Below are 20,115 nucleotides of genomic sequence, written 5' to 3'. Positions count from 1 at the left end.
TAATTTTTTATAATTATATACTACATAATGATAAGTTAATAACAATGGATGGTTTATAAGTGTCAGTAAAGATTATACATGGAAAAAAAGGAGTTTATATAATGAATTATGATAAGGTTGCAAGGAAATTAAATTATCAATTAGAGTCTGAGGGAATAAGGTTAACTTTGAAAAAAGGAGAAGAAAAAATAGAGATTGCTAGGAAAGAATTATTAAAAGAGTTTAAAGAGAAGGTGTTGCAGAAAGAAATTGATAAGATTTTAGGTTTAAGTTTAGAACTTAGGAATGAGCAGATGTTTTGGAGAAAATTTTATAAAATATCTAGTTTACACCATAAACAAGGCAATATTTTCACAGTAACAAGTAGAAGGGAATTTAAAATAATGCAGTATATATCAGGATTATCTGCTATCTTTAAAGAATGTGGGATTCCTTTTGATTATTATTTAGGCTGATTAAGTTATTTTTAAGGGTAATCTTTTAACAGGATAATTAATCAAAGTATAGAATTTGGAGGGTAAGGAAAGATAATATTCTTAGAAATACTATAAGAGGTGATCTATTTGGTGAAAAAATTAATCTATAGTGATATTAATCCATTGCAAGATATAGGATTGGATTATTATTTAAAAGAAGATAATTTATTATATGTAGTACCTTATTATGAGATGGAGAATACCATCGAAGAAAAGGTCTTAAGAAATAATGCTAGAGAAGGGGTAGAAGTAAAGAGTATCACTTCTATTGACCATCTGTTTAAAGAGTTATATTTCAAAGTTGATGGTAGCTATCAAATATTAGAGGATAATGAGCTTAAATATATATTAGAAGAAGTATTAGTAGAGAAAGAGTATGTTTATTTTGATCAGAATTCTACTAAGTATCTATTAGATTTTATCAATAATATTGATGCAGAGTTGATAGACTTGTCAGGCTATAAAATTGAAGATTCAGTATTAACAGAGATGGTAGAGATTTATCATTCATTTAAAAAGAGATTGGAAGAGGAAGGGTTGATTAGCAAATGGCAAGCCTATTGTTTGCTATTAGATAAGTTAACAGAAGAAGATTTTAGATATCTATACCCTAGTATTGAGGTGATATTTTTAGATAGATTTTATGTGATTAGAGCAATAGAACTAGAGTTAATTTTGAAGGTAGCAGAGTATGTAGAGAATTGCGTAATCTTACTAGATTATCATCAACATAAAAAGAAACTATTTGCTAATCTAGATAGTGTAGTAGCTAGATTAAAAGCAGAAGGATTTATTATAGATAATAAAACTAGTCAAGGTAATCTCTTGCTAGAAGATATCTTCTCCAATCAGATCAAAGAAGAGAAGTACAAGTGGCAAGAATATCTAGAGAATGAATTTAAGATAGTAGAGGCTAATAGTCGTATCGCTGAATTGAACTTTGTGGCTAGAGAAATCTGGAGATTGGCGAAAGAAGGTGTAGCACTTGATAGGATTGGAGTAGCTTTTTCACGTCCAGAAGATTATCTACCAAATTTGGCTAGGGTATTCAGTGATTATCAGTTACCTTATACTAATGGCATTTCTCTTCCTTTGATATCTTCTCCATTATCTAAAGCAGTCTTAGCTTTATTGGAGGTTTTAGATGGGAACTTTGATAACGATGCATTATTGGTTGTAGTAGATAATAGTCTTATAGATTTTGGCTTAGAAAAACCACTGACTGATGAGCTAGAGCTGATACTAAAAAGATTAAGGTTTGAGGTCAAAGGCTGGAACCTAGTTAGTAAAATGGAAGTGGAAAGTGAAAAGGTTGAACAAGAAGAAATAAAAGAGATATTAAAGCTATTTAGAGATTATCTAGAGTGGGACTTAAAAGAGAAAGTTAGTTTTAGCCAATGTATTGAAGAGATAAGTGGGCTATTGACCTCTTTAAACTTTGGAATAAAAGTAGGTTTAGAAGAGAATGATGATTTATTAGCGGCTTGGAAAGGAATACAAGGGGCAATTGAAAGCTTAAATAAGGTATTTGTAACAGAGCAGAAGGAACTGGGAGAATGGATTGATCTATTAAAGGTAGCTATCCTAGAAGGTAAATACAAGCTAACAGATAAGCAAGGGATTACTGTTACAGGTAATTTAGAGCTAAGGGCAGGTGACTTTGATTATATCTTTTTAATCGGGATGAGCCATAGCCAATACCCTGCATTAATTAAAAATCCATTACAGCGATATTTAGATTTATTAGAGATTCATTTAGAGGATAAGCAGGTTAAAGATAGATATATCCTCTTTAACAATATCTTAGCTGCTAAAAAAGAGGTAGTTGTTACCTATTCTGCAGCTCAAGATGAGGACGAGCCTTTATTGACTTCATATTTACAAGAACTCTTTAGAGTAGTAGACAGTCAAGAGATTCTGCTGAAATATAAAAGGGAGGATGAAGTCTTTTATTCTATCAAGGAGGCTCAAAGGGCTATAGGAACTAGGTTGGATAAAGAAGCTAAAGTACAATTAGCTGAAGAATATCAGTGGCTTAAAAATTTAAAGAAGAGCTTGAAGTTAAATAAAGAGAGAAAGAGCGAAGACTTTAGTCATTATCAAGGAATACTTCAAGATGAAGATAATCTAAAGTGGTTAGAGGATAAATTTGATAAGGACTTTAATTATTCTGCCTATTTATTAGAGAGCTATGGAAGCTGTCCCTTTGCCTTTCTCTTTGATTATATCTTTAAATTGGGTGAGGTAGAGTATGAGGAAGAACTACACCCTATTGAAAGAGGAGCTATTTTACATGAGATAGTAGAGAAGTTCTATGATCAGTTAGGTGAGCGGGTCAATCAGGACAATTACAAGCAAGCTCAAGAGAAGCTATTTAAGGTGGCTAATGAGGTCATTTCCTCTTATCCATTATTTAAACATAATTTTTATTGGCAAGCAGAAGGGCACCGTTATTTACAGGAAAATCAGTTAGGTCCCGTATTTGAAGAATTTTTAAAAGCAGAGCAGAAGGCCAAGTTAGGAAGAACAAAGATTGATGACTTTAGCTTTGAACGAGCAGAGTGGGAATTTAAAGACTTAGAGATAATTGAAGGTTATAAGTTTACAGGAAGGGTCGATCGGATAGACCATAGCGAAGATAAGGGTTCATATGGTGTAATCGATTATAAGAGTGGTAAAGTTTCAAATAAAACCCTAACTACTAACCCGATTCAAATTCCTCTTTATATTCTAGCAGTAGAGAAAAGATTTGAGAAAGAGGTTGCCTTTGGTAGCTATTATGGATTAAAACCTGATGATCAGATCGGTTATAAGAATGTAATCCATAGTGGAGTAATGCAAAAGAGTAATCAAGAGAAGAGAAATGAAGAATTTAGAGAAAAATTAGAAGAGACTAAAGAGTTAATTAAAGCTTGTATTAAGGGGATAAAAGGTGGTCACTACTCCATTGGAGATAAACAGAGTGGATGTAGCTATTGTCAAAGTCAGATGATCTGTAGAAGGGAGGAGTTCTAAATGGTCCAAGAGATTCGAGGGATGGTCTTTACTGATAAACAGGCACAAGCAGTACTTACTTTAGATAAGAATTTAGCAATCAATGCAGGAGCAGGTAGTGGTAAGACTAGAGTTTTGACTGAACGTTATCTAGAGATATTATTAAGACCTGTTGAAGAAGGCGGTTTAATGTATCAGCCCGAGGCTTTAAATAAGATTATGGCGATTACCTTTACTAGAAAAGCAGCAGGAGAGATGAAGGATAGAATTAGAAAGAGGTTTGAGAAGTATCTTAGCGAAAATAGAGGTGATTTAAGCTCAAAGGAGTCAGAATGGGTATTTTATATCTTAGATAATTTGAATCAAGGGAGAATCTCTACTATCCACTCTTTTTGTAGTGAAACTTTAAGGAAATATTTCTTTAAGGCGAAGCTTAGATCAGATTTCAAAGTCTTAGAAGGTGTAGAGGAGAGAGCTTTAGAAGATGAGGCAATTATCAATGTTGTAGATAAGATTAGAAATTCATCAGATAAAGAGCTTTATCAAAAACTCTGGTACTTAACTTTTATCTATGGCAAAGCAAGGTTAATTAATATTTTTAAGAGTATGTTAGGTATAAGAGATAGATTAGATGGAGTCTTGAGCAGTAGAGATATTGCTAATGTCAACGGTGATTTAGCAGAGCTAGTTTATAGTATTAATATGAGAGTGATAAAAAATTATTTACAGAAGGAAGAAGTTCAAGAAATTGTCAAAGCTTTAGGAGACTACTATCCTAAAGAAGAATCAGAAGGGGTTATGGTAGTTAATCAGATAATTGATTTATATCCCAAGATAGCTAAGAAGCTAAGTAAGTACTCTAAGAATCAGAAAACTGAAACCAAGCTAGAATTATTAGAATTACACTTTGGCTTGATTAGATGTTGTTATGATTTTGATAAAGGAAAAGAACTGAGTATTTATAGAAAGATGAAAGCTGGGGACTGGGAAGGTGGTAATGAGAGCAAGAAAGCTGTTAATAATTTACATAAAGAGTTTAAGAGTACTATCTTAGCTTTAATGCCTAAGAATAATAAAACTCCAATTATAGTTGATGAAGATAATGATACTTTAGTAGATCCTGAAATATTAGAGTCACTTTTGGAGATTTATCAATTGATTAAAGAAGAGTATCAGGGTTTAAAGGATAGCAAAGGATATTTAGATTATTTAGATTTAGAAGAAAAGACTGTACAACTATTCGAGGAAAATTATGATTTGGTAGAAGAGTTAAGAAATGAGCTTAGCTTTATTATGGTTGATGAGTTTCAAGATACTAACCCACTACAATGGAAGATTATTAGTCCTTTGGTCACTAGGGATGGTGACTATAAGAAATTAGATGAAAACAAGCTATTTGTAGTAGGAGATCCTAAGCAAAGTATTTATGGCTTTAGAAGGGCAGATATTAGAATTTTTAATCAAGTCTTAGATCAGATTTCACCAGATAGAACTGAAGATAGAATTATAAAGCTTAAGGATAACTTTCGTTCTAATCAAGGGATTATTGACTTTGTAAATACTGTCTTTAAAGAGATAATGATAGAAGAGAATGACTATGATGTTGCCTATGAAGGCCTTGAATATGGTCGCGGTGTTACATTTTCTAAGGAAATTAGGGAGAACTTAGAGTCGCATTTAGAGATATTAGTTACTAGTAAGCCTGATAGTGATGATGATTATAGTAGTGCAGAAATAGAAGGAGAAAATATTGCAAAAAAGATAAAGTGGTTAGTTACTAATTCAGGTAAGAAGATAGCTAAAGAAAAAGAGCAAGTACCTGTTACTTATGGAGATATAGCTATCTTAATGAGAAGTAGAAGTAGATTAAAAGAGTATGAGGCAGCTTTAGAAGAGTATGATATTCCTTATCAAACAGTAGGCGGCTTAGGTTTTTATCAGCAACAGGAGATCTATGATATCTACGTAGCCTTAAAGAGTTTAGTCTTTCCTCAAGATGATTTAAATTCTTTTGGACTAATGAGAAGTCCATTATTTGCTTTAAGTGATGATCAGTTATTTAGCTTGACCGTTGATAGTAAAGGTTATGGATTTACAGATGATAGTTTGTTAGAGCGAGTCTTTAAGGTAAAACCAGAGGTTAAAGAGAAATTTAATAAATGGTCGGAATTAAAGAATAAAGTGAGTATAGACCGTTTAATCAATATTATTTTAATAGATTGTGGAGCCTATGGTAGTTATTTAGCAGGGGCTAAAGGTGAGCAACGTTTGGCTAATATAGAGAAACTATTAAATGAGGCTGCTGATTTTAGTTATCGTAGTGAAGGAGATTTATATAAATTTCTTAAAGAGCTAGAACTTTTAATTAATAGTGAGGAGAAGGAAGGAACAGGAGAGGTTGAAGATAGAAGTGAGAGGGGCAAGGTTAAATTAATGACTGTTCATGCCTCTAAGGGTAAGGAGTTTCCTGTAGTGTTTTTAGCTAATATTAGTAGTAAACCAAGAATTAATGCCTCTCCTATTATCTGTGATGAGGTAGAAAATAAAGATTATCTAGGTTTAAGGTATTATAATGATCAACTGCATAAAGAAAAGAACTTTGCTTATGGTATCTTAAGAAAAGAAATAGAAGATAAAGAATTGATGGAAGAAAAGCGGATCTTCTATGTAGGAGTTACTAGATCAGAAGAGATGCTATTTTTATCAGGGGTAGTAGATCAGGATAAGCCTAAGTTCTACAATAGCTTTAGGTGGTTAATAGAGGATGGGTTAAAGTATGATTTAGCAGAATTTCTAGCCGGTGAAGAGAATAGTGATAGGATTGAAATTAAGGTAAAAGATAGAGAGTTGTTTATAGAGATTAGTAAAGGTAAAAAGGAGCTAGATTTGGGCGAAGATGCAAAAGAGGAAGATTTTAAGGAAGAGATTAGCTTAGATCTGTCCGAGGACTTTAACTATGGTAAAGAGGTCGTGACCCCTTCCCAATTATTAAAGAATAAAGGGGAAGTTGAAGGCAATCAAACTCTTAATCTATCGTTATTAAATAATAATTATGGAGGATTAAAAGGCAGTATTGTTCATAAAGCTATTGAATTAATGGCCAAAGGTTTAGAAGTAGATTTAGATTATCTTTTTAACTTATATCCTCAACATCAAGAGTATACAAATCTAAGAGGAGAAGTAGTTAAGACAATCTCTAGACTAGAAGAGTGTGATGAATTTAAGAGGATAATTCAGGCTAAGTACAGAGAAGAAGTGCCATTTTATTTAGAAACTGAAGACAAGAAGATTAGAGGAACCATCGATTTAATCTTTAAAGATGAAGATGGAAGATTAGCGGTAGTTGATTGGAAGACGAATAAAATTAATAAGCCAGAAGATATAACTTATTTATTAGAGAATTATAGAGAACAAGTCAAGATATATCAACAGGTAGTTAAAGAGATAGGTGGACAGGAAGAAGTAAAGGGATATCTTTATCTTGTCGATGGTGAGAAAGGTGAGAGGTTGAAAGAGATATAGAGAAGGGTGAATTTATAAAAAGTTCAAATACATAACTAGGTAAAGATTAAAATTTTTGCAAAAGGACTCTATTAATAGAGTCCTTTTTTATTGATATTAATATTTTATAATATCAGGAAAGTATGCATTTTTAGAGATTGTGGATAACTTTTTAAAGTATTTAAAACAAAGAGAAAGTAGCAACGAATTAACGCGAATTGTACGAATTAAAAATAAAGTTCAATTTAAATTAGGTTTTTAAAAAGGTCTTGGTTTAAATTCGTGTAAATTGGCGAGATTGGTTGCAAAAAAATATTTTGAATTAATCTTTGAAGATTTTAATTATAAAATACTGGGCGGTGCCCATTTTATTCTGCTAATTATATAAAAATTACTTAAATTATATGATCTAGACATAAATTGTCCATCACCTAATGGTATTATATAAATCAAGAAGTGGGGATGTGTTTATTAAAATTATAAGTTGGGGTGGATTATAATGATTTATCATATTATTTTAATTGGTGTTTTATTACTTCTTATCATAAATAATCTTAAGTTAAGAAATAGGGTTAACTACTATAAAACAGAAGCTGAAAAGATGTATCAAAGAGCAATTAGAGATGGAATGACTGGAGTTTATAATTATGAGTATCTTGTATCTAAGTTAAGGAAAAACAATACACCATACTCCTTACTTATGTTAGATATAGATAATTTCAAGGAGATTAATGACCAATATGGTCATCAGGTAGGAGATATGGTGATTAAGGATATAGCTAATAAGGCTGAATCAGTTATACGTAAAACAGATTTAGTTGCTAGGTATGGAGGTGATGAATTTATTATTGCCTTATTTAACTGTTCAGCCAAAGAAGCTAAGGTAGTAGGAGAGAAATTACATAATAAGATTAGTCAAGCCTCTCTTTCAATTTTTGATGAAGAGATAAATTTTGCAGTATCTATTGGCTGTTATACATTAGATGAGAATAGTATAAAGACTGAAGATGCTTTAAGGAGAGTAGATACAGCACTTTATCAAGCTAAAGAAAAGGGTAAGGATTGTATAGTAAATTATTAATTAATTTGTGGAGGTGTATTTATGGAAAGTTTATATTCAAGAATCAGAGAATGTTATTATGAATATATGGAGTTTTATGATCAATTTCATAGGTATATAGACGAAATTGATAAAGAAGATAGTGGTATTAAGCATAAGCTCTATGATTTAGAGTATACGATGGCAGAATTAAGTTGGACAGTTGATTCTGGCTATATCAGAACCAGATGGGAGGAGATAACTAAGCAGACTGAATTTCGCTTTAATTATCGTGTAGGTGATGAGGTTATCGTTACTTTTCCATCCTGTAATGTGTTTAAAGGGAGAATTATAAATTTAGAAGTAGATGAACAGGGGCTATGGTATCAAGTTTTAATACAAACAGATACTCAAGAGCGAGAATATAGATTACCTGCTGAATCGTTATCAGGTTATCTTGGCTGTAAAATTGATTTAGAAGCTATAAAATCATTATATAATATTCAAGATGAGGTTGGAATTGAGGAGTTTATTAGAGATAATTTTGATCAAAAGATGTATCAGCTATTGTTAGATGCACCTAAGGAAATTAGAGATCACTTTGGGCAGTGTCAGGTAGCCTTAAATGTATGCTATAACCCTAAAGGAGAATATCTTTCTGCTAAGATATGTAGTAGTACTAAAGAGCTATCTGATTTTGAAGACTTCGAGTGGTATCAGAAGCAGAGTCAGAAGTTTAAAAATAGATTCAGTCTTAGATAATCTAGAATAATATTAAATTCTAAGGGGGTAATAAGATGTTTGGTGAGGCTTATAGGAGGAAATTATGCCAAGTTGCTTGTTATGAATATGGAGTATTTTATGAAAGATTTAAGAAAATCAAAGATTCAATAAATTTAGGAGAAGAATTTGAAGAGCAATTTACTGACTTAGAATTTTCAATGAAGCATTTATATTCTGTTTTAAGTAAGGAGAATCATCATGATAATAAAGACTGCGTTGATAGTAAGAGGACTAGATTTAAATATTCTCTACAAGAGCAAGTGATGGTTAATTTTACTGATCGTGGCTTACAAAAAGCAATAATTTCTAAGCTAGGTTTAGATGAGTCGGCGATCTATTATAAAGTAACTTTAAAAACTTATAACCAGAAGAATGTTGAATGTAAAGTACCACAAGAATGGGTAGAGGATTACTTGATTTCTGGTATAGATTTTGAGAGTTTATCTTCTCTGTACTATGAGGAAGGGACTGTAAATCCTATAAAATTTATGGCAAATCATTCTCAAAAAAAGATTTATAAACTAATTAGAGGGTTGAAGAACATTTGTAATAATTTATCTTAAAATAGTATAATTTTCTAAAATAATTAAAATAACAATTAGAGATGGCTAATAGCAAAATATTAGCCATTAATTTTATCTTATATAAAGGAAATTAATGTTTTATATAGAAATTTTATAATAAAAATAAACAAATAATAAGTTAAGATATTTTAAATAAAATTATAAAAAAGAGGGTGAGTATAATTAATAGAGGAGATTCATCAAAGCCATTAAGATTATTATCTATTTTTGAAAGATTAAATCAAGGTAAAATTTTAAATAAAGCCGAAGAAGCTGAGCGATTTTCGGTAGATAAAAAAACTATTCAAAGGGATATTAAGGAGATTAGAAATTACTTTGTAGGTGCTTATAATTATAATGACAAGATTAAGTTAATCTATGATAGAAAGAAGAAAGGGTATAGATTAAAGAGAGAGGATAGTAGTTGGTTAACACAAAAAGAGATACTTGCTATTAGTAAGGTATTATTAGAAAGTCGTTCTTTCAATGAAGCAGAGATGAATCAATTATTAGATAAGTTGATTTTACAAGCTGAGCCTGAAGAAAGGAAGCATATTACAGAAGTAATTAAAAGTGAGCGTTTTTATTATAATCCACTAGAGCATGGTAAGGATTTATTTGAAGTTATTTGGGATTTTAGTAAGGCAGTTAGGGAAAAGAAGGTTGTAGAGGTTGATTATATTAAGGCTACCTCTTCAGAAGTAAAGAAAAGATGCTTAAAGCCAGTAGGAGTTATATTCTCTGAATTCTACTTTTATCTGATTGCTTATATATGTGATTCAGACTTAGATTTTCCGATAGTATATCGTTTAGATAGAATTCAGAACTATGAAATTAAAGCAGAGAGATTTAGGATTCCTTATGTTAAGGATTTTAAAGAAGGAGAGTTTAGAAAGCGAGTACAGTTTATGTATACAGGAAAATTGATGAATATTAAGTTTAAGTTCTGGGGTAGATCTATAGAAGCTATATTAGATAGATTGCCAACAGCAGAGATAGTTGCTCAAGAAGATGATAAATATATTGTAAAAGCTGAGGTTTATGGAGAGGGTATTAAGATGTGGTTATTAAGTCAAGCAGAGTACTTAGAGGTAATAGAGCCACTTAGTTTTCGTAAGGAGATGAAAGAGACTGTGGAGAAGATGATGGGGAATTATAATTAAATTAACTAATAATAGTAGCATTAAAGGATATATAAGATATATATAGAATAATAAGTATAAATGGCAATAAATTCAATGATTATCATGGTTTTTACAATAATTGGAAGTGGGGTTTGGTAGGCTTTCTGCAATAAACACTTCTTAAGAGAATATATTTATAATTTTTACAAGATTAGCTATAGTTATAGAATCTATATTAAGTTATTTGAAGGGAGGAAATCGCTTTAAATTAGCGATGTTAATCTATGACAGAAGATAAGGTATTTGTTACACAGGAAGGGTACAATAAATTACAAGAAGAGTTGCAATATTTAAAAGGACCTAAGAAAAGGAAGCTGGCAAAAAAGTTAAAGGAAGCAAGTGAACATGGTGATCTAAGAGAAAATTCGGAATTCTTATATACTAAAGATGAGTTAAATATGGTGGAAGCTAGAATAAGAGAACTTAAAGACACTTTAAAAAATGCTCAAATAATTAGTACAACTAATGTTAGTACGGATAAAGTTAGGATAGGAACTACTGTTAAAGTTAAAGATTTAGAATTTGGTGATACTATTGATTATATGATTGTAGGTAGTACAGAATCAGACCCAGAAGAGGGTAAAATAGCTAATGATACTCCTATGGGGAAGGCTTTATTAAATAATAAAGTAGGAGATATTGTTAAAGTTGAAGTTCCAGTAGGAACAATAGAATTTGAAATATTAGCTATTAAGGATAAGTGATTTATATTAATTATATATTTATAATATTCTAGATTAACTAATAATTATTTAAAATTAATGGAGGTAGGATTTATGAAAAAAATCGCTTTAGTAGTGCCACGGTCTTATAATCCTAAGCGAACTTATAGTGAATATCCATTGGGTGTTGGATATATAGGTACTTTACTAAAAGATGCAGGATATGAAGTAAGAATTTTTGATCAGAATCTAGAATTTCGTAATAATAAAAGGTTAGTAGAAGAATTAGATAAATATGCCCCATTTTTAATAGGATTCTCAATTATTACGCCAACCTACCCAACCGCAAAAGAGATAATTGATTTATTAAAAGCTGACGGTTGTGAGTCACACTTAATTGCTGGTGGGGTTCATGCTACGTTATTCCCTAAAGATTTAGTAGAAGATGGTTTTGATATTGTTATGAAAGGTGAGGGAGAGACAATAATTGTTCCCTTGGCTAAGAACTTAGAAACTGGTAAAAGCATTATTGACTTTCCTGGTATAGTTTATAGAGACAATGATAGAATTATGGAGAATAATAAGAAGCAGATTTTAACAGATGTTAATGAGTTACCTTTAATTGATCGAAGTATCTATAATTTAGATTTATATACCCATCACTCTATGGTAGGCTCGAGAGGTTGCCCTTATAAATGTAAATTCTGTTGTAATTATTCAGGGGTTATGTTGAACAAAGGATTTTCAGTACGGTGTGTAGAGAATGTCATTCAAGAGATGATTTATATAAATCAACACTATGGGGCTAAAAATATCTTTTTTGTAGATGATATCTTCTTACTTAAAAAATCAAGAATATTAGAATTCTGTAATAGTATCATTGAAAAAGATTTCAATATTAGTTGGATTGGCCAAATGAGAGTAGATACTATCGATGAAGAAATTGCTTATAAATTAAAAGAAGCCAATTGCGAAAAGATATATTTTGGTGTTGAGTCAGGATCTAATAAGATACTGACAAATATAGGAAAAAGATTTAACCGTAATAAGATAATTCAAGGAATAAGATATGCCAAAGAAGCAGGATTAAGGGTTAAAACAGGTTGGGTTTATGGTTTGCCAGGAGACTTAAAAGAACAGTATAAGTCAATCTCTTTAATGTTGGAGACAAAACCAAATGAGATTTCTATTCATCAATTAATACCTTTTCCTGGTACCGAATATTATAATAACCCTAGTAAATATGGAATTAATATTGCTGATCCTAAAGATTTCAAAGAATTCTGTTATGGAGGGTTAAACCGTAATATAAGCTTTGATTATCTGAGCCAATCACAATATCTAAAGTTATTAGAAGATACTATTGATTCTTTAAATAAAGCTGGCTATGTTTCTAGTGATCAAAGTAAAGGTGGAAGTGATTATATTTATACTACACCTTTAAATAAATATTCAATAACTGAATTTGATAAATAAAGGGGAGAGAAAGAATGGAGGAGAGATTAAAAGAACATAATTTGGCCATAAATAAATTTAGTATTCCCAAAGTCTTAAAAGAGAATAGAGATAAAAATAGTCCCTTTTTAATCGCTGTGGAAGGTCCAAATGGTGTAGGAAAGAGCACCCTTTGTAAGAGAATCTCTAAAAAATTTAACGCTAAATACTGTTTCAGCACACCAGATAAATGGATGGAGTATGATATAAAAAAACGAATGATTTTTGATGCCTCTTGGCTGTCTTCAGCATTATACTTCTTCTCTGGGACAATGGAGATAAAAAGGGAGTTAGACAATGAACTTTCTTGCAATGACCTTGTGATTATGGATCGCTCTTTTTGGTCTACTTTAGCAGTTAATTGGATTGCTGATTTTGAGCGAATCGACTTTCTGTTATCAATAGTATCCAAAGGTAGTGAGTTTTTACCTATTCCTGATATTATTATCATCTTAGATGCTGACTATGAAGTATGTGAAGCTAGGATTAACTCTAAGACAGATATAGGGAAAAATCTAGACCAAGTTAGTAAAGAAAGTTTTTTTAAAGAAAAAACTTATTATGATTGGCTAGAAAAAGAGTTAGATGATGTAATCCGTCTGGATACTTCTAAAAGTAATCAAGATGAAGTTTTTACTAAAGTGTGTTCAATGATTGACAATAGATTGATTTTTAAAAAATAAGGTTCCTACACGACTTTTGTGAAAAATAAACTTGCAAAAATGAAAATAATATTAATGAAGTAAAATTAGCATTATATCAATGGTATAAAAGAGTTATTAATATTCAAATAACCTTGTTGAATGAAGCTAAAAGAGGAATTTGAAACTGAGAAATAGAAATTGTAAATTACTTTGAAACTAAAGTAACTAATGGTTTCGCTGAAGAGTTTAATAATATAATTAATCTTAACCTAGAGTATTTAATGCTCTAATCTAAATTAATCAAAAACTACTATGACTAATTAATTTGAGAGAAGATATTGTGCATAACATTTGAAAGAGAACCAAAAAATTAATTAATTTTTACTATTAATTAGTGATTGTTATTTATATAGACATTATTTGTCCAATAGGACAAGCTATAATTATTGATAGAAGAAATAATAAAGGAGGAATTATAATATGGAATATAAATATCCAGAAGTTAAAAAGGAATATGAAAAGAGATTAAAGGGGGTTGTTAATAAAGTTAATGATTTATCAAATTATTCAGAAAAAATCATGTGGAATCAAACAGTGAATAATTATGTTCAGACTATGAATAAGATGAAGTTAATTCTTAAAGATCAAAATATTGAAGAGTATGCTACTGATGGTTTAATGAAAAATCTAGATACTTTTGTAGAAAAGTGTAAAACTCCAGAATTTCATATAGCTTTTGTTGGAGCAATTAAAGCAGGAAAGTCTACTTTAATTAATGCTTTGTTAGGAAAAGAATTAGCATCCACTTCCGTTACACCTGAAACTGCTGCACTTACTAAATTTAGATCTTCTAAAGGTAAAGACTATATAAAACTTAAATTTTATAATAAATATGAATGGGATAGATTATGGAAAAGTGTAGAAGATTCAAATGCAGAGGTCTTTAAAGAAGAATATTCTGAACTTAATGCTGAAAATCAAAAAAGAAAATGGATAGGTTCTGAAGATAAGTATATAGAATTTGATAATGACCAAAATCTTATTAATGAGATTAAAAGATGGACTTCTTCTAAAGAGGCCACTCATTATTTTGTCAAAGAAGTAGAAGTTGGCTTAAAAGATTTCAATTTACCTGAACAGGTTGTATTTATTGATACGCCAGGTCTTGATGACCCTGTAAAGTATCGTTCTGACATTACTAGAGATTATATAGATAAAGCAAATGCTGTTCTTGTTTGTGTAAAGGCTGATGCTATGACTGGACAAGAATTAGCTACTATTTATAGTGTTTTTGCTAATACCAGATATAATCCTGAAAAAGTATATATCGTAGGAACTCAGCTTGATACTTTAAATAATCCAGAAAAGAACTGGCAAGAACAGAGAAGGGAATGGTTAAAGCATTTAAGACAGAAAGATTGTTTTGGAAGTATAAGTTTAGCAGAAAAAAACTTAGTTGTAGTTTCAGCTTATTTATATAGTTTGTTAAATAACTATGATAAGTTAGATGAAGATACTATTTATTTTGATGTAGAACCGATTGCAAGAAAGTTTAGAGTGAGAAAGATAGAAAAGAATATGGATAAGTTAAAGGAAATAACTAGAGTGGATGCTTTAAACTTTAAACTAGGAGAAGAAATTATAAATAAACACCAAAAGATATTATTAGATGATCTTAAACAAGGGTATCTAGATAATAAAGAAGACCTTATTAACTTCTTTAATAATATTAGAAATGAACAACAAGATTTATTAGAAACTGCTAATCAAGATATACATGAGATAAGAAAGAAAAGAGAACAGAGTCTACAAAAACTAGAAGAGAGTCAGAATGAGAAGGCTGAATTGGAAGAAACACTAGAATATATTAAAGAAGTGACTACTAAGAGAGCTAATGAATTATACAAAACTATAAGAAATATGAGAAAACAGGGATAGATTAAATTAATTTAGGAGGTGTTATAATGGGTTGGTTTGGAAATATTGTTAGAAGTGTAGGTAGAAAAGTTGGAAAAGCAGTAGAAACAGTAGGAGAAGTTTTTGGTAGTGAAACAATTGAGAATGCAGGAAGAGCTATTCAAGATGTTTGTACTGAAACTTCGCGACAAACTGGTCGAACTAATGAATATGATAAAGAACGAGCTAGGGTTGAAGAGACTAAACGTATTAATAAAATATTAATAGATTTTAGTAATCAACTTAAAGATGAAATGGATGAATTAGAAAGAAAAAGTATAAAAGAAAGTATGAGTTTCTTTGATAATCTAATGAATGAAATAGAAAAACAGAATAAAAAAGGGATTATCAAGATTAATACTAGAAGAATAAACAGATATCGAAATGAAATCGAAAAAGAAATAAAAGGTAAATTAAAGTCACATCTAGCTAAAAGAGTCTCTTTAGATGATAGTGAATGTTTAAAGATTTTAAAGATGCCTTCTGGAAGAGATAAAGAAAAGAAGATGGATAATTTTAGCAGGAAGGTTATTAGGGAAGGTCTTAGCCATTTAAGTGAAGATATCAAAGGGATAATTTCCGAACAAAGAGATTACTTGGAAAATGTTTTAAATGATAAGATGGATGAGATAATAAAGAGTAATGAGAAGAAGTTGTCTGAATTTTCAGAGGTGGAAAGTTTAATGAATAGTAACCAAAAAGGTTATGAATCTAAAAAAGCGGATGTACAGTTAACAATTGATATCTCTGAGTTTGCTATTAATAAATTAGAAATTTAGGAGGTTAAAAAGTGGGATTATTATCAGGTCTAGTTAATGTGGCTAAAACTGTTGTTAAAAAAATTATTAGTAATCCTTTTCCCTTTCCTGGTCCGGGTGGGCCTTTGCCTTCCCCAGTACCATGGCCAAATCCAGGTGGTACTTTAAAAAAGGTACTTGATATGATTTTTGGGAGTGGAAAAAAGAATGATGAATTAGCGGAAGATACAGGAAATACTGATTCTTATGATATGAATAATGCTGAATTAAATGAAACTATTCATATAAATAAAATTTTAGATGAGTATAAAAGAAGAATAGAAGATAAGATTGACCTTTTAGAAGAAAGTTGTATTAATGAGAGTCAAGAGTACTTTAATTACCTTATTGATGAGATGGACAAAATGGAAGAAAAATATAATATTAAGATTAATACTAGAAGGTTTAAGAGATATATAAAGGATATAGAAAAAGAAATCAGAGGAAGTTCAAAGCGTCATATCTCTAGAAGAGTCTCTTTGGCTGACAATGAGTGTCGTGAAATTTTAGCAATGTCAAAAGGCGAACGTAAAAAAAGCAGAATGAAAGAGTTTGCTAAGGAAGTTATAAAAGAGACTCTATTTGAGTTAAGTGATAGTATCAAAGTTATTACTGAGGAACAACAAGATTATTTAGATGATATTTTTAATGATAAGATTGATGAAATAATTAAAAATAATAAGAAAAAATTATCTGAAGTTGAAGAAATAGAAGAACTAATTGATAGTAATCGAAAAGATTATGAAATGAAAAAATCAGAAATTAATTTAACTATAGATATTTGTCAATTAGCTGTTAAAGAAATTAAATTATAAGAGGTGAAGGCTGTGAATCTATGGAATCTGTTTGGGCTGATAAGTAAAGATGATTATAAGAAATTAGATGCTAAATTAGACAGAATTATGCGGAATAATAGTAATAGGTTAGATGTAATAGAAGATAACTTAATAAAAGGTAATAAAGATATTAAGGAAACTATATCACATAATGAAAGTGGATTGAAGAATATATTACAAGAAAATCATAGAGGGTTAGATAAACAAATTCTAAGTACAAATAATAATTTAAAGGCTTTAATCAAAGATAAAATTGAAGTTTCTATAGATAAGATAGATAATATGGAAAAAGCTTTTGAAATTAAATCTAATAATGAATTAGAGCTATTAAAGTTACAACAAGAAAAGTTAGGTTCTTTGATTAAAGAGTCTAATAAATCTCTTGTTAAAAATATTAATAATATTAAAATAGATATAATAAATAAAGAACAAGACTTAGTAGAAACTAAAAGTAAAGAGTTAGTAGATAAATTAAATAGTTTAGAAAGAGAAATTAAAAAGAGTAATCAAAAGATATTTGAGACGATGGAAGATAGGTTAGAAGAGCAGAAAAAGGATTTATATTCCTTAAAAGAAGGAAACATCAATACTATAGAAAATATTAGTATGTTTAAAGAAGAAATATTAGATAAATATCAGAATCAAATAGATCAATTATTAAGTAAGGTGAAAGGATATGAGGAGAAATTTGAAAATTATAACTTAGAAAACTATAAAAAAATAGAAAATTTAAAAGAATTAAATGAAGATGAGAAGAATAAAATTCAAGATTTACAAAAGACTTTAGATATAATACAGCAGCTAATTAAAATAACTTGGGTAAATGATTTAATGGATACAATTGAAGATAATATAGAATAAATTTTTAAGAAAAGGTAAGAAGGGAGTACTGCATAAATGGTATCAGATTTATCTAAAGATAAATTTCAAGCTAAAGAATTTCATATAGCATTTATTGGAGCAATTAAAGCAGGAAAGTCTACTCTAATCAATACATTACTGGGGAAAGAAGTGTCTTCTGTTTCCGTTACTCCTGAGACTGCAGTTTTAACTAAATTTAGGGCATCTAAAGAAAAAGACTATGTAAAGATTAAATTTCACACTCAATTGGAATGGAATAAATTATGGAAAAGTATCGAAAATTCACATTCTAATATTTTTAAAGAAGAATATATTGAACTTAATGCTGAAGCTCAAAAATGTAAATGGATAGGTTTTAAAGAAAAGTATATGGAATTTGATAATGACCAAGACCTTATTAACGAGATTAAGAGATGGACTTCTTCTAAAGGGGATACTCACTATTTTGTAAAGGAAGTCGAGGTGGGATTAAAAGCTTTAAATTACCCTGAATATATATTGCTTGTAGATACACCTGGACTTGATGATCCAGTAAAATATCGTTCTGATATTACCCAAAAGTATATCAATAAGGCTGATGCTATAATTGTCTGTATTAAAGGAGACTCTTTAACAGGACAAGAATTAAGTACTATTTATAATGTTTTTGCAACTAGAGAGTATAAATCTGATAGGATATATGTAGTAGGAACACAGTTAGATAAGTTAAATACTCCAAATGATGATTGGAAAAAGCAAAGAGATGAATGGTTAAAACATTTAAAGAATAAAGAATATTTTGGTAGTATAGACTTAGCAGAAAGAAACTTATTTTCTGTTTCTGCTTACTTATATAATTTATTAGTTAATTTTTCTTCTTTAAATAAGGATACAATTGACTTTGAATTAACCCCTATTATTAGAAAATTTAAATTTAGAGATATTGAAAATAATATAGATCAGTTAAAAGAATTATCAGGTATAGATAATTTAAATAATAGATTGAAATCAGAAATTATATCTAAATCTAAGCAATTTATGCTAGAAGAAGTAAAAGAAGATAAGAAGGGATTAGATATTAATCAGGCTACAAAAGAAGAATTAGAAAGACTGACAGGAGTTGGCCCTTTATATGCAGAAAAAATTATTAAATATAGAACTGATAATAATGGGTTCAAAACAATAAATGAAATAAAGAAGATTAAAGGAATTGGGCGAAGAAAATATAACCTAATAAAAGAAGAAATTACAGTTAATTATAGGAAACTTGATATTAATGCTATTAGCTTAGAAGCCCTTCAAAAGTTAGAGGGTATTGGTAAAGTCTGTGCTAGAAGAGTTATTGATTATAGAACTGAAAATGAGAAATTTAAAAATATAAAAGAGATTAGAAAGGTTAAGGGTATCGGACCATATAGATATTCTTTGATTTATGATTACATAGAGTATTAATATTTATGATTTTAAGAAATGAAGATAGAATTAAGATGTATGTAGATAAGTTTTCAGAGAAAGGTTTAGATTTAAACGATATTATTGATAACAATAGTAAGGAGGTTAAAGGTGTTAAGCTAGAGGCTGAAAAAGGGTTAAATTCTAATATGAGTAATATAGATATTTTAAATATGTTGAAAGAACAAAATTAATCTATAACAATATCTAAGTTAAAAATTATATATCTAGAAGTTAAATATGGATAAAGTTTATTACTAAAAAGGATGCTAAATAATCAAATAAAAAACACTTAAGAACAAGATACTTCTACAAATTTGTAGAAGTACCTTGTTCTCTTATATTTTAAAGAAAAAATTAACAAATATTATTGAACATATGATTGGCAAAATAAAATGTTGTTATATGAGAAATTAAATGATGTTGTAGTAGCAAAGAGAGTTAGAATTATTATTAGGTAACAAATAAGTGGATAAAACGAATTTAGCAAATAATGTTAATTATACAGCTATAATATTTATTTTATTAAAATATACAGTTCGACATTAATTTTAATAGTTTAAATACTAGTAAGAATATTGAATCTTATAAAAGATGTTAAAGAGAAATAGAAACGGATATTACTGTAAGCTAAATGTTAGTATACTTAAGGGAATGATTAGTATAACTACCTAAAGACAATGTTTTTTTATAAAAACTGCAGCATGTTAGATAATACTATTAAGTATAAGATTTAGTGCGTTTAAATATTTAGTATAAGACTGGTAACTTGTAAAATTCACTATACAAGATAAAATAATACACCACTTTACAAGTTTGACTATGCAATCTTGTCATCTCGTAGAAAAGAACTAATAGCTTTCTGAACTTTAGAATAAATTTTGCTACTTTCGA

General features: G+C 29.5%; 16 protein-coding genes. All 16 read left to right on the top strand.

Annotated elements, in window-relative coordinates:
- The first annotated feature begins 101 nt into the window (after positions 1-101).
- The 16 genes from BX659_RS14950 (at position 102) to BX659_RS14875 (ending at position 19,415) form a co-directional block, all read left to right on the top strand.
- On the top strand, positions 102-455 hold the full coding sequence (locus BX659_RS14950; protein ID WP_097019079.1) for a hypothetical protein: 354 nt from the start codon (positions 102-104) through the stop codon (positions 453-455).
- A 111-nt stretch (positions 456-566) separates the two neighbouring features.
- The gene (locus tag BX659_RS14945) at positions 567-3,491 is read left to right on the top strand and encodes a PD-(D/E)XK nuclease family protein (RefSeq protein WP_106231937.1); all 2,925 of its coding nucleotides are present in this window, start codon (positions 567-569) and stop codon (positions 3,489-3,491) included.
- The gene (locus BX659_RS14940) at positions 3,492-6,992 is read left to right on the top strand and encodes a UvrD-helicase domain-containing protein (protein ID WP_097019077.1); all 3,501 of its coding nucleotides are present in this window, start codon (positions 3,492-3,494) and stop codon (positions 6,990-6,992) included.
- Between the two features lie 478 nt (positions 6,993-7,470).
- Positions 7,471-8,052 carry a GGDEF domain-containing protein gene (locus BX659_RS14935; RefSeq protein ID WP_097019076.1) on the top strand — a complete coding sequence of 194 codons (582 nt, stop codon included), beginning with the start codon at positions 7,471-7,473 and terminating at the stop codon, positions 8,050-8,052.
- Between the two features lie 21 nt (positions 8,053-8,073).
- Positions 8,074-8,772, top strand: a complete 699-nt coding sequence (locus tag BX659_RS14930) for a hypothetical protein (RefSeq protein ID WP_097019075.1) — start codon at positions 8,074-8,076, stop codon at positions 8,770-8,772.
- Between the two features lie 35 nt (positions 8,773-8,807).
- Positions 8,808-9,356, top strand: a complete 549-nt coding sequence (locus BX659_RS14925) for a hypothetical protein (protein ID WP_097019074.1) — start codon at positions 8,808-8,810, stop codon at positions 9,354-9,356.
- 173 nt (positions 9,357-9,529) lie between these two features.
- Entirely contained in the window at positions 9,530-10,519 is a 990-nt protein-coding gene (locus tag BX659_RS14920) for a helix-turn-helix transcriptional regulator (protein WP_097019073.1), read from the top strand.
- Between the two features lie 245 nt (positions 10,520-10,764).
- A complete protein-coding gene (gene greA, locus BX659_RS14915; RefSeq protein ID WP_097019072.1) occupies positions 10,765-11,244 on the top strand; it encodes a transcription elongation factor GreA in 480 nt (159 codons plus the stop codon).
- A gap of 72 nt (positions 11,245-11,316) precedes the next feature.
- Positions 11,317-12,678 carry a B12-binding domain-containing radical SAM protein gene (locus tag BX659_RS14910; protein WP_172431977.1) on the top strand — a complete coding sequence of 454 codons (1,362 nt, stop codon included), beginning with the start codon at positions 11,317-11,319 and terminating at the stop codon, positions 12,676-12,678.
- Between the two features lie 14 nt (positions 12,679-12,692).
- Positions 12,693-13,379, top strand: a complete 687-nt coding sequence (locus BX659_RS14905; protein ID WP_097019070.1) for a deoxynucleoside kinase — start codon at positions 12,693-12,695, stop codon at positions 13,377-13,379.
- Between the two features lie 441 nt (positions 13,380-13,820).
- Positions 13,821-15,278: a dynamin family protein gene (locus BX659_RS14900; protein WP_097019069.1), complete on the top strand. Its 1,458-nt coding sequence runs from the start codon at positions 13,821-13,823 to the stop codon at positions 15,276-15,278.
- A 26-nt stretch (positions 15,279-15,304) separates the two neighbouring features.
- Complete coding sequence (locus tag BX659_RS14895; protein ID WP_097019068.1) at positions 15,305-16,075, top strand: hypothetical protein; 771 nt, start codon at positions 15,305-15,307, stop codon at positions 16,073-16,075.
- 11 nt (positions 16,076-16,086) lie between these two features.
- Positions 16,087-16,908 carry a hypothetical protein gene (locus BX659_RS14890; RefSeq protein WP_097019067.1) on the top strand — a complete coding sequence of 274 codons (822 nt, stop codon included), beginning with the start codon at positions 16,087-16,089 and terminating at the stop codon, positions 16,906-16,908.
- 12 nt (positions 16,909-16,920) lie between these two features.
- On the top strand, positions 16,921-17,790 hold the full coding sequence (locus BX659_RS14885; RefSeq protein ID WP_097019066.1) for a hypothetical protein: 870 nt from the start codon (positions 16,921-16,923) through the stop codon (positions 17,788-17,790).
- A gap of 36 nt (positions 17,791-17,826) precedes the next feature.
- A complete protein-coding gene (locus tag BX659_RS14880) occupies positions 17,827-19,221 on the top strand; it encodes a helix-hairpin-helix domain-containing protein (RefSeq protein WP_097019065.1) in 1,395 nt (464 codons plus the stop codon).
- Between the two features lie 5 nt (positions 19,222-19,226).
- Positions 19,227-19,415, top strand: coding sequence for a hypothetical protein (locus BX659_RS14875; protein ID WP_097019064.1), 189 nt, complete (start codon positions 19,227-19,229; stop codon positions 19,413-19,415).
- The last annotated feature ends 700 nt before the right edge of the window (positions 19,416-20,115 follow it).

This window comes from Orenia metallireducens (assembly GCF_003001995.1).
Classification (GTDB): Bacteria; Bacillota; Halanaerobiia; order Halobacteroidales; family Halobacteroidaceae; genus Orenia; species Orenia metallireducens_B.
This window is presented reverse-complemented; position numbering and strand designations above follow the sequence as displayed.

Bases quoted from the DNA above. Each gene is read 5' to 3' on its own strand.
- BX659_RS14950 (WP_097019079.1), top strand. From the start codon at position 102: ATGAATTATGATAAGGTTGCAAGGAAATTAAATTATCAATTAGAGTCT.
- BX659_RS14940 (WP_097019077.1), top strand. From the start codon at position 3,492: ATGGTCCAAGAGATTCGAGGGATGGTCTTTACTGATAAACAGGCACAA.
- BX659_RS14935 (WP_097019076.1), top strand. From the start codon at position 7,471: ATGATTTATCATATTATTTTAATTGGTGTTTTATTACTTCTTATCATA.
- BX659_RS14930 (WP_097019075.1), top strand. From the start codon at position 8,074: ATGGAAAGTTTATATTCAAGAATCAGAGAATGTTATTATGAATATATG.
- BX659_RS14925 (WP_097019074.1), top strand. From the start codon at position 8,808: ATGTTTGGTGAGGCTTATAGGAGGAAATTATGCCAAGTTGCTTGTTAT.
- greA (WP_097019072.1), top strand. From the start codon at position 10,765: ATGACAGAAGATAAGGTATTTGTTACACAGGAAGGGTACAATAAATTA.
- BX659_RS14910 (WP_172431977.1), top strand. From the start codon at position 11,317: ATGAAAAAAATCGCTTTAGTAGTGCCACGGTCTTATAATCCTAAGCGA.
- BX659_RS14905 (WP_097019070.1), top strand. From the start codon at position 12,693: ATGGAGGAGAGATTAAAAGAACATAATTTGGCCATAAATAAATTTAGT.
- BX659_RS14900 (WP_097019069.1), top strand. From the start codon at position 13,821: ATGGAATATAAATATCCAGAAGTTAAAAAGGAATATGAAAAGAGATTA.
- BX659_RS14895 (WP_097019068.1), top strand. From the start codon at position 15,305: ATGGGTTGGTTTGGAAATATTGTTAGAAGTGTAGGTAGAAAAGTTGGA.
- BX659_RS14880 (WP_097019065.1), top strand. From the start codon at position 17,827: ATGGTATCAGATTTATCTAAAGATAAATTTCAAGCTAAAGAATTTCAT.
- BX659_RS14875 (WP_097019064.1), top strand. From the start codon at position 19,227: ATGATTTTAAGAAATGAAGATAGAATTAAGATGTATGTAGATAAGTTT.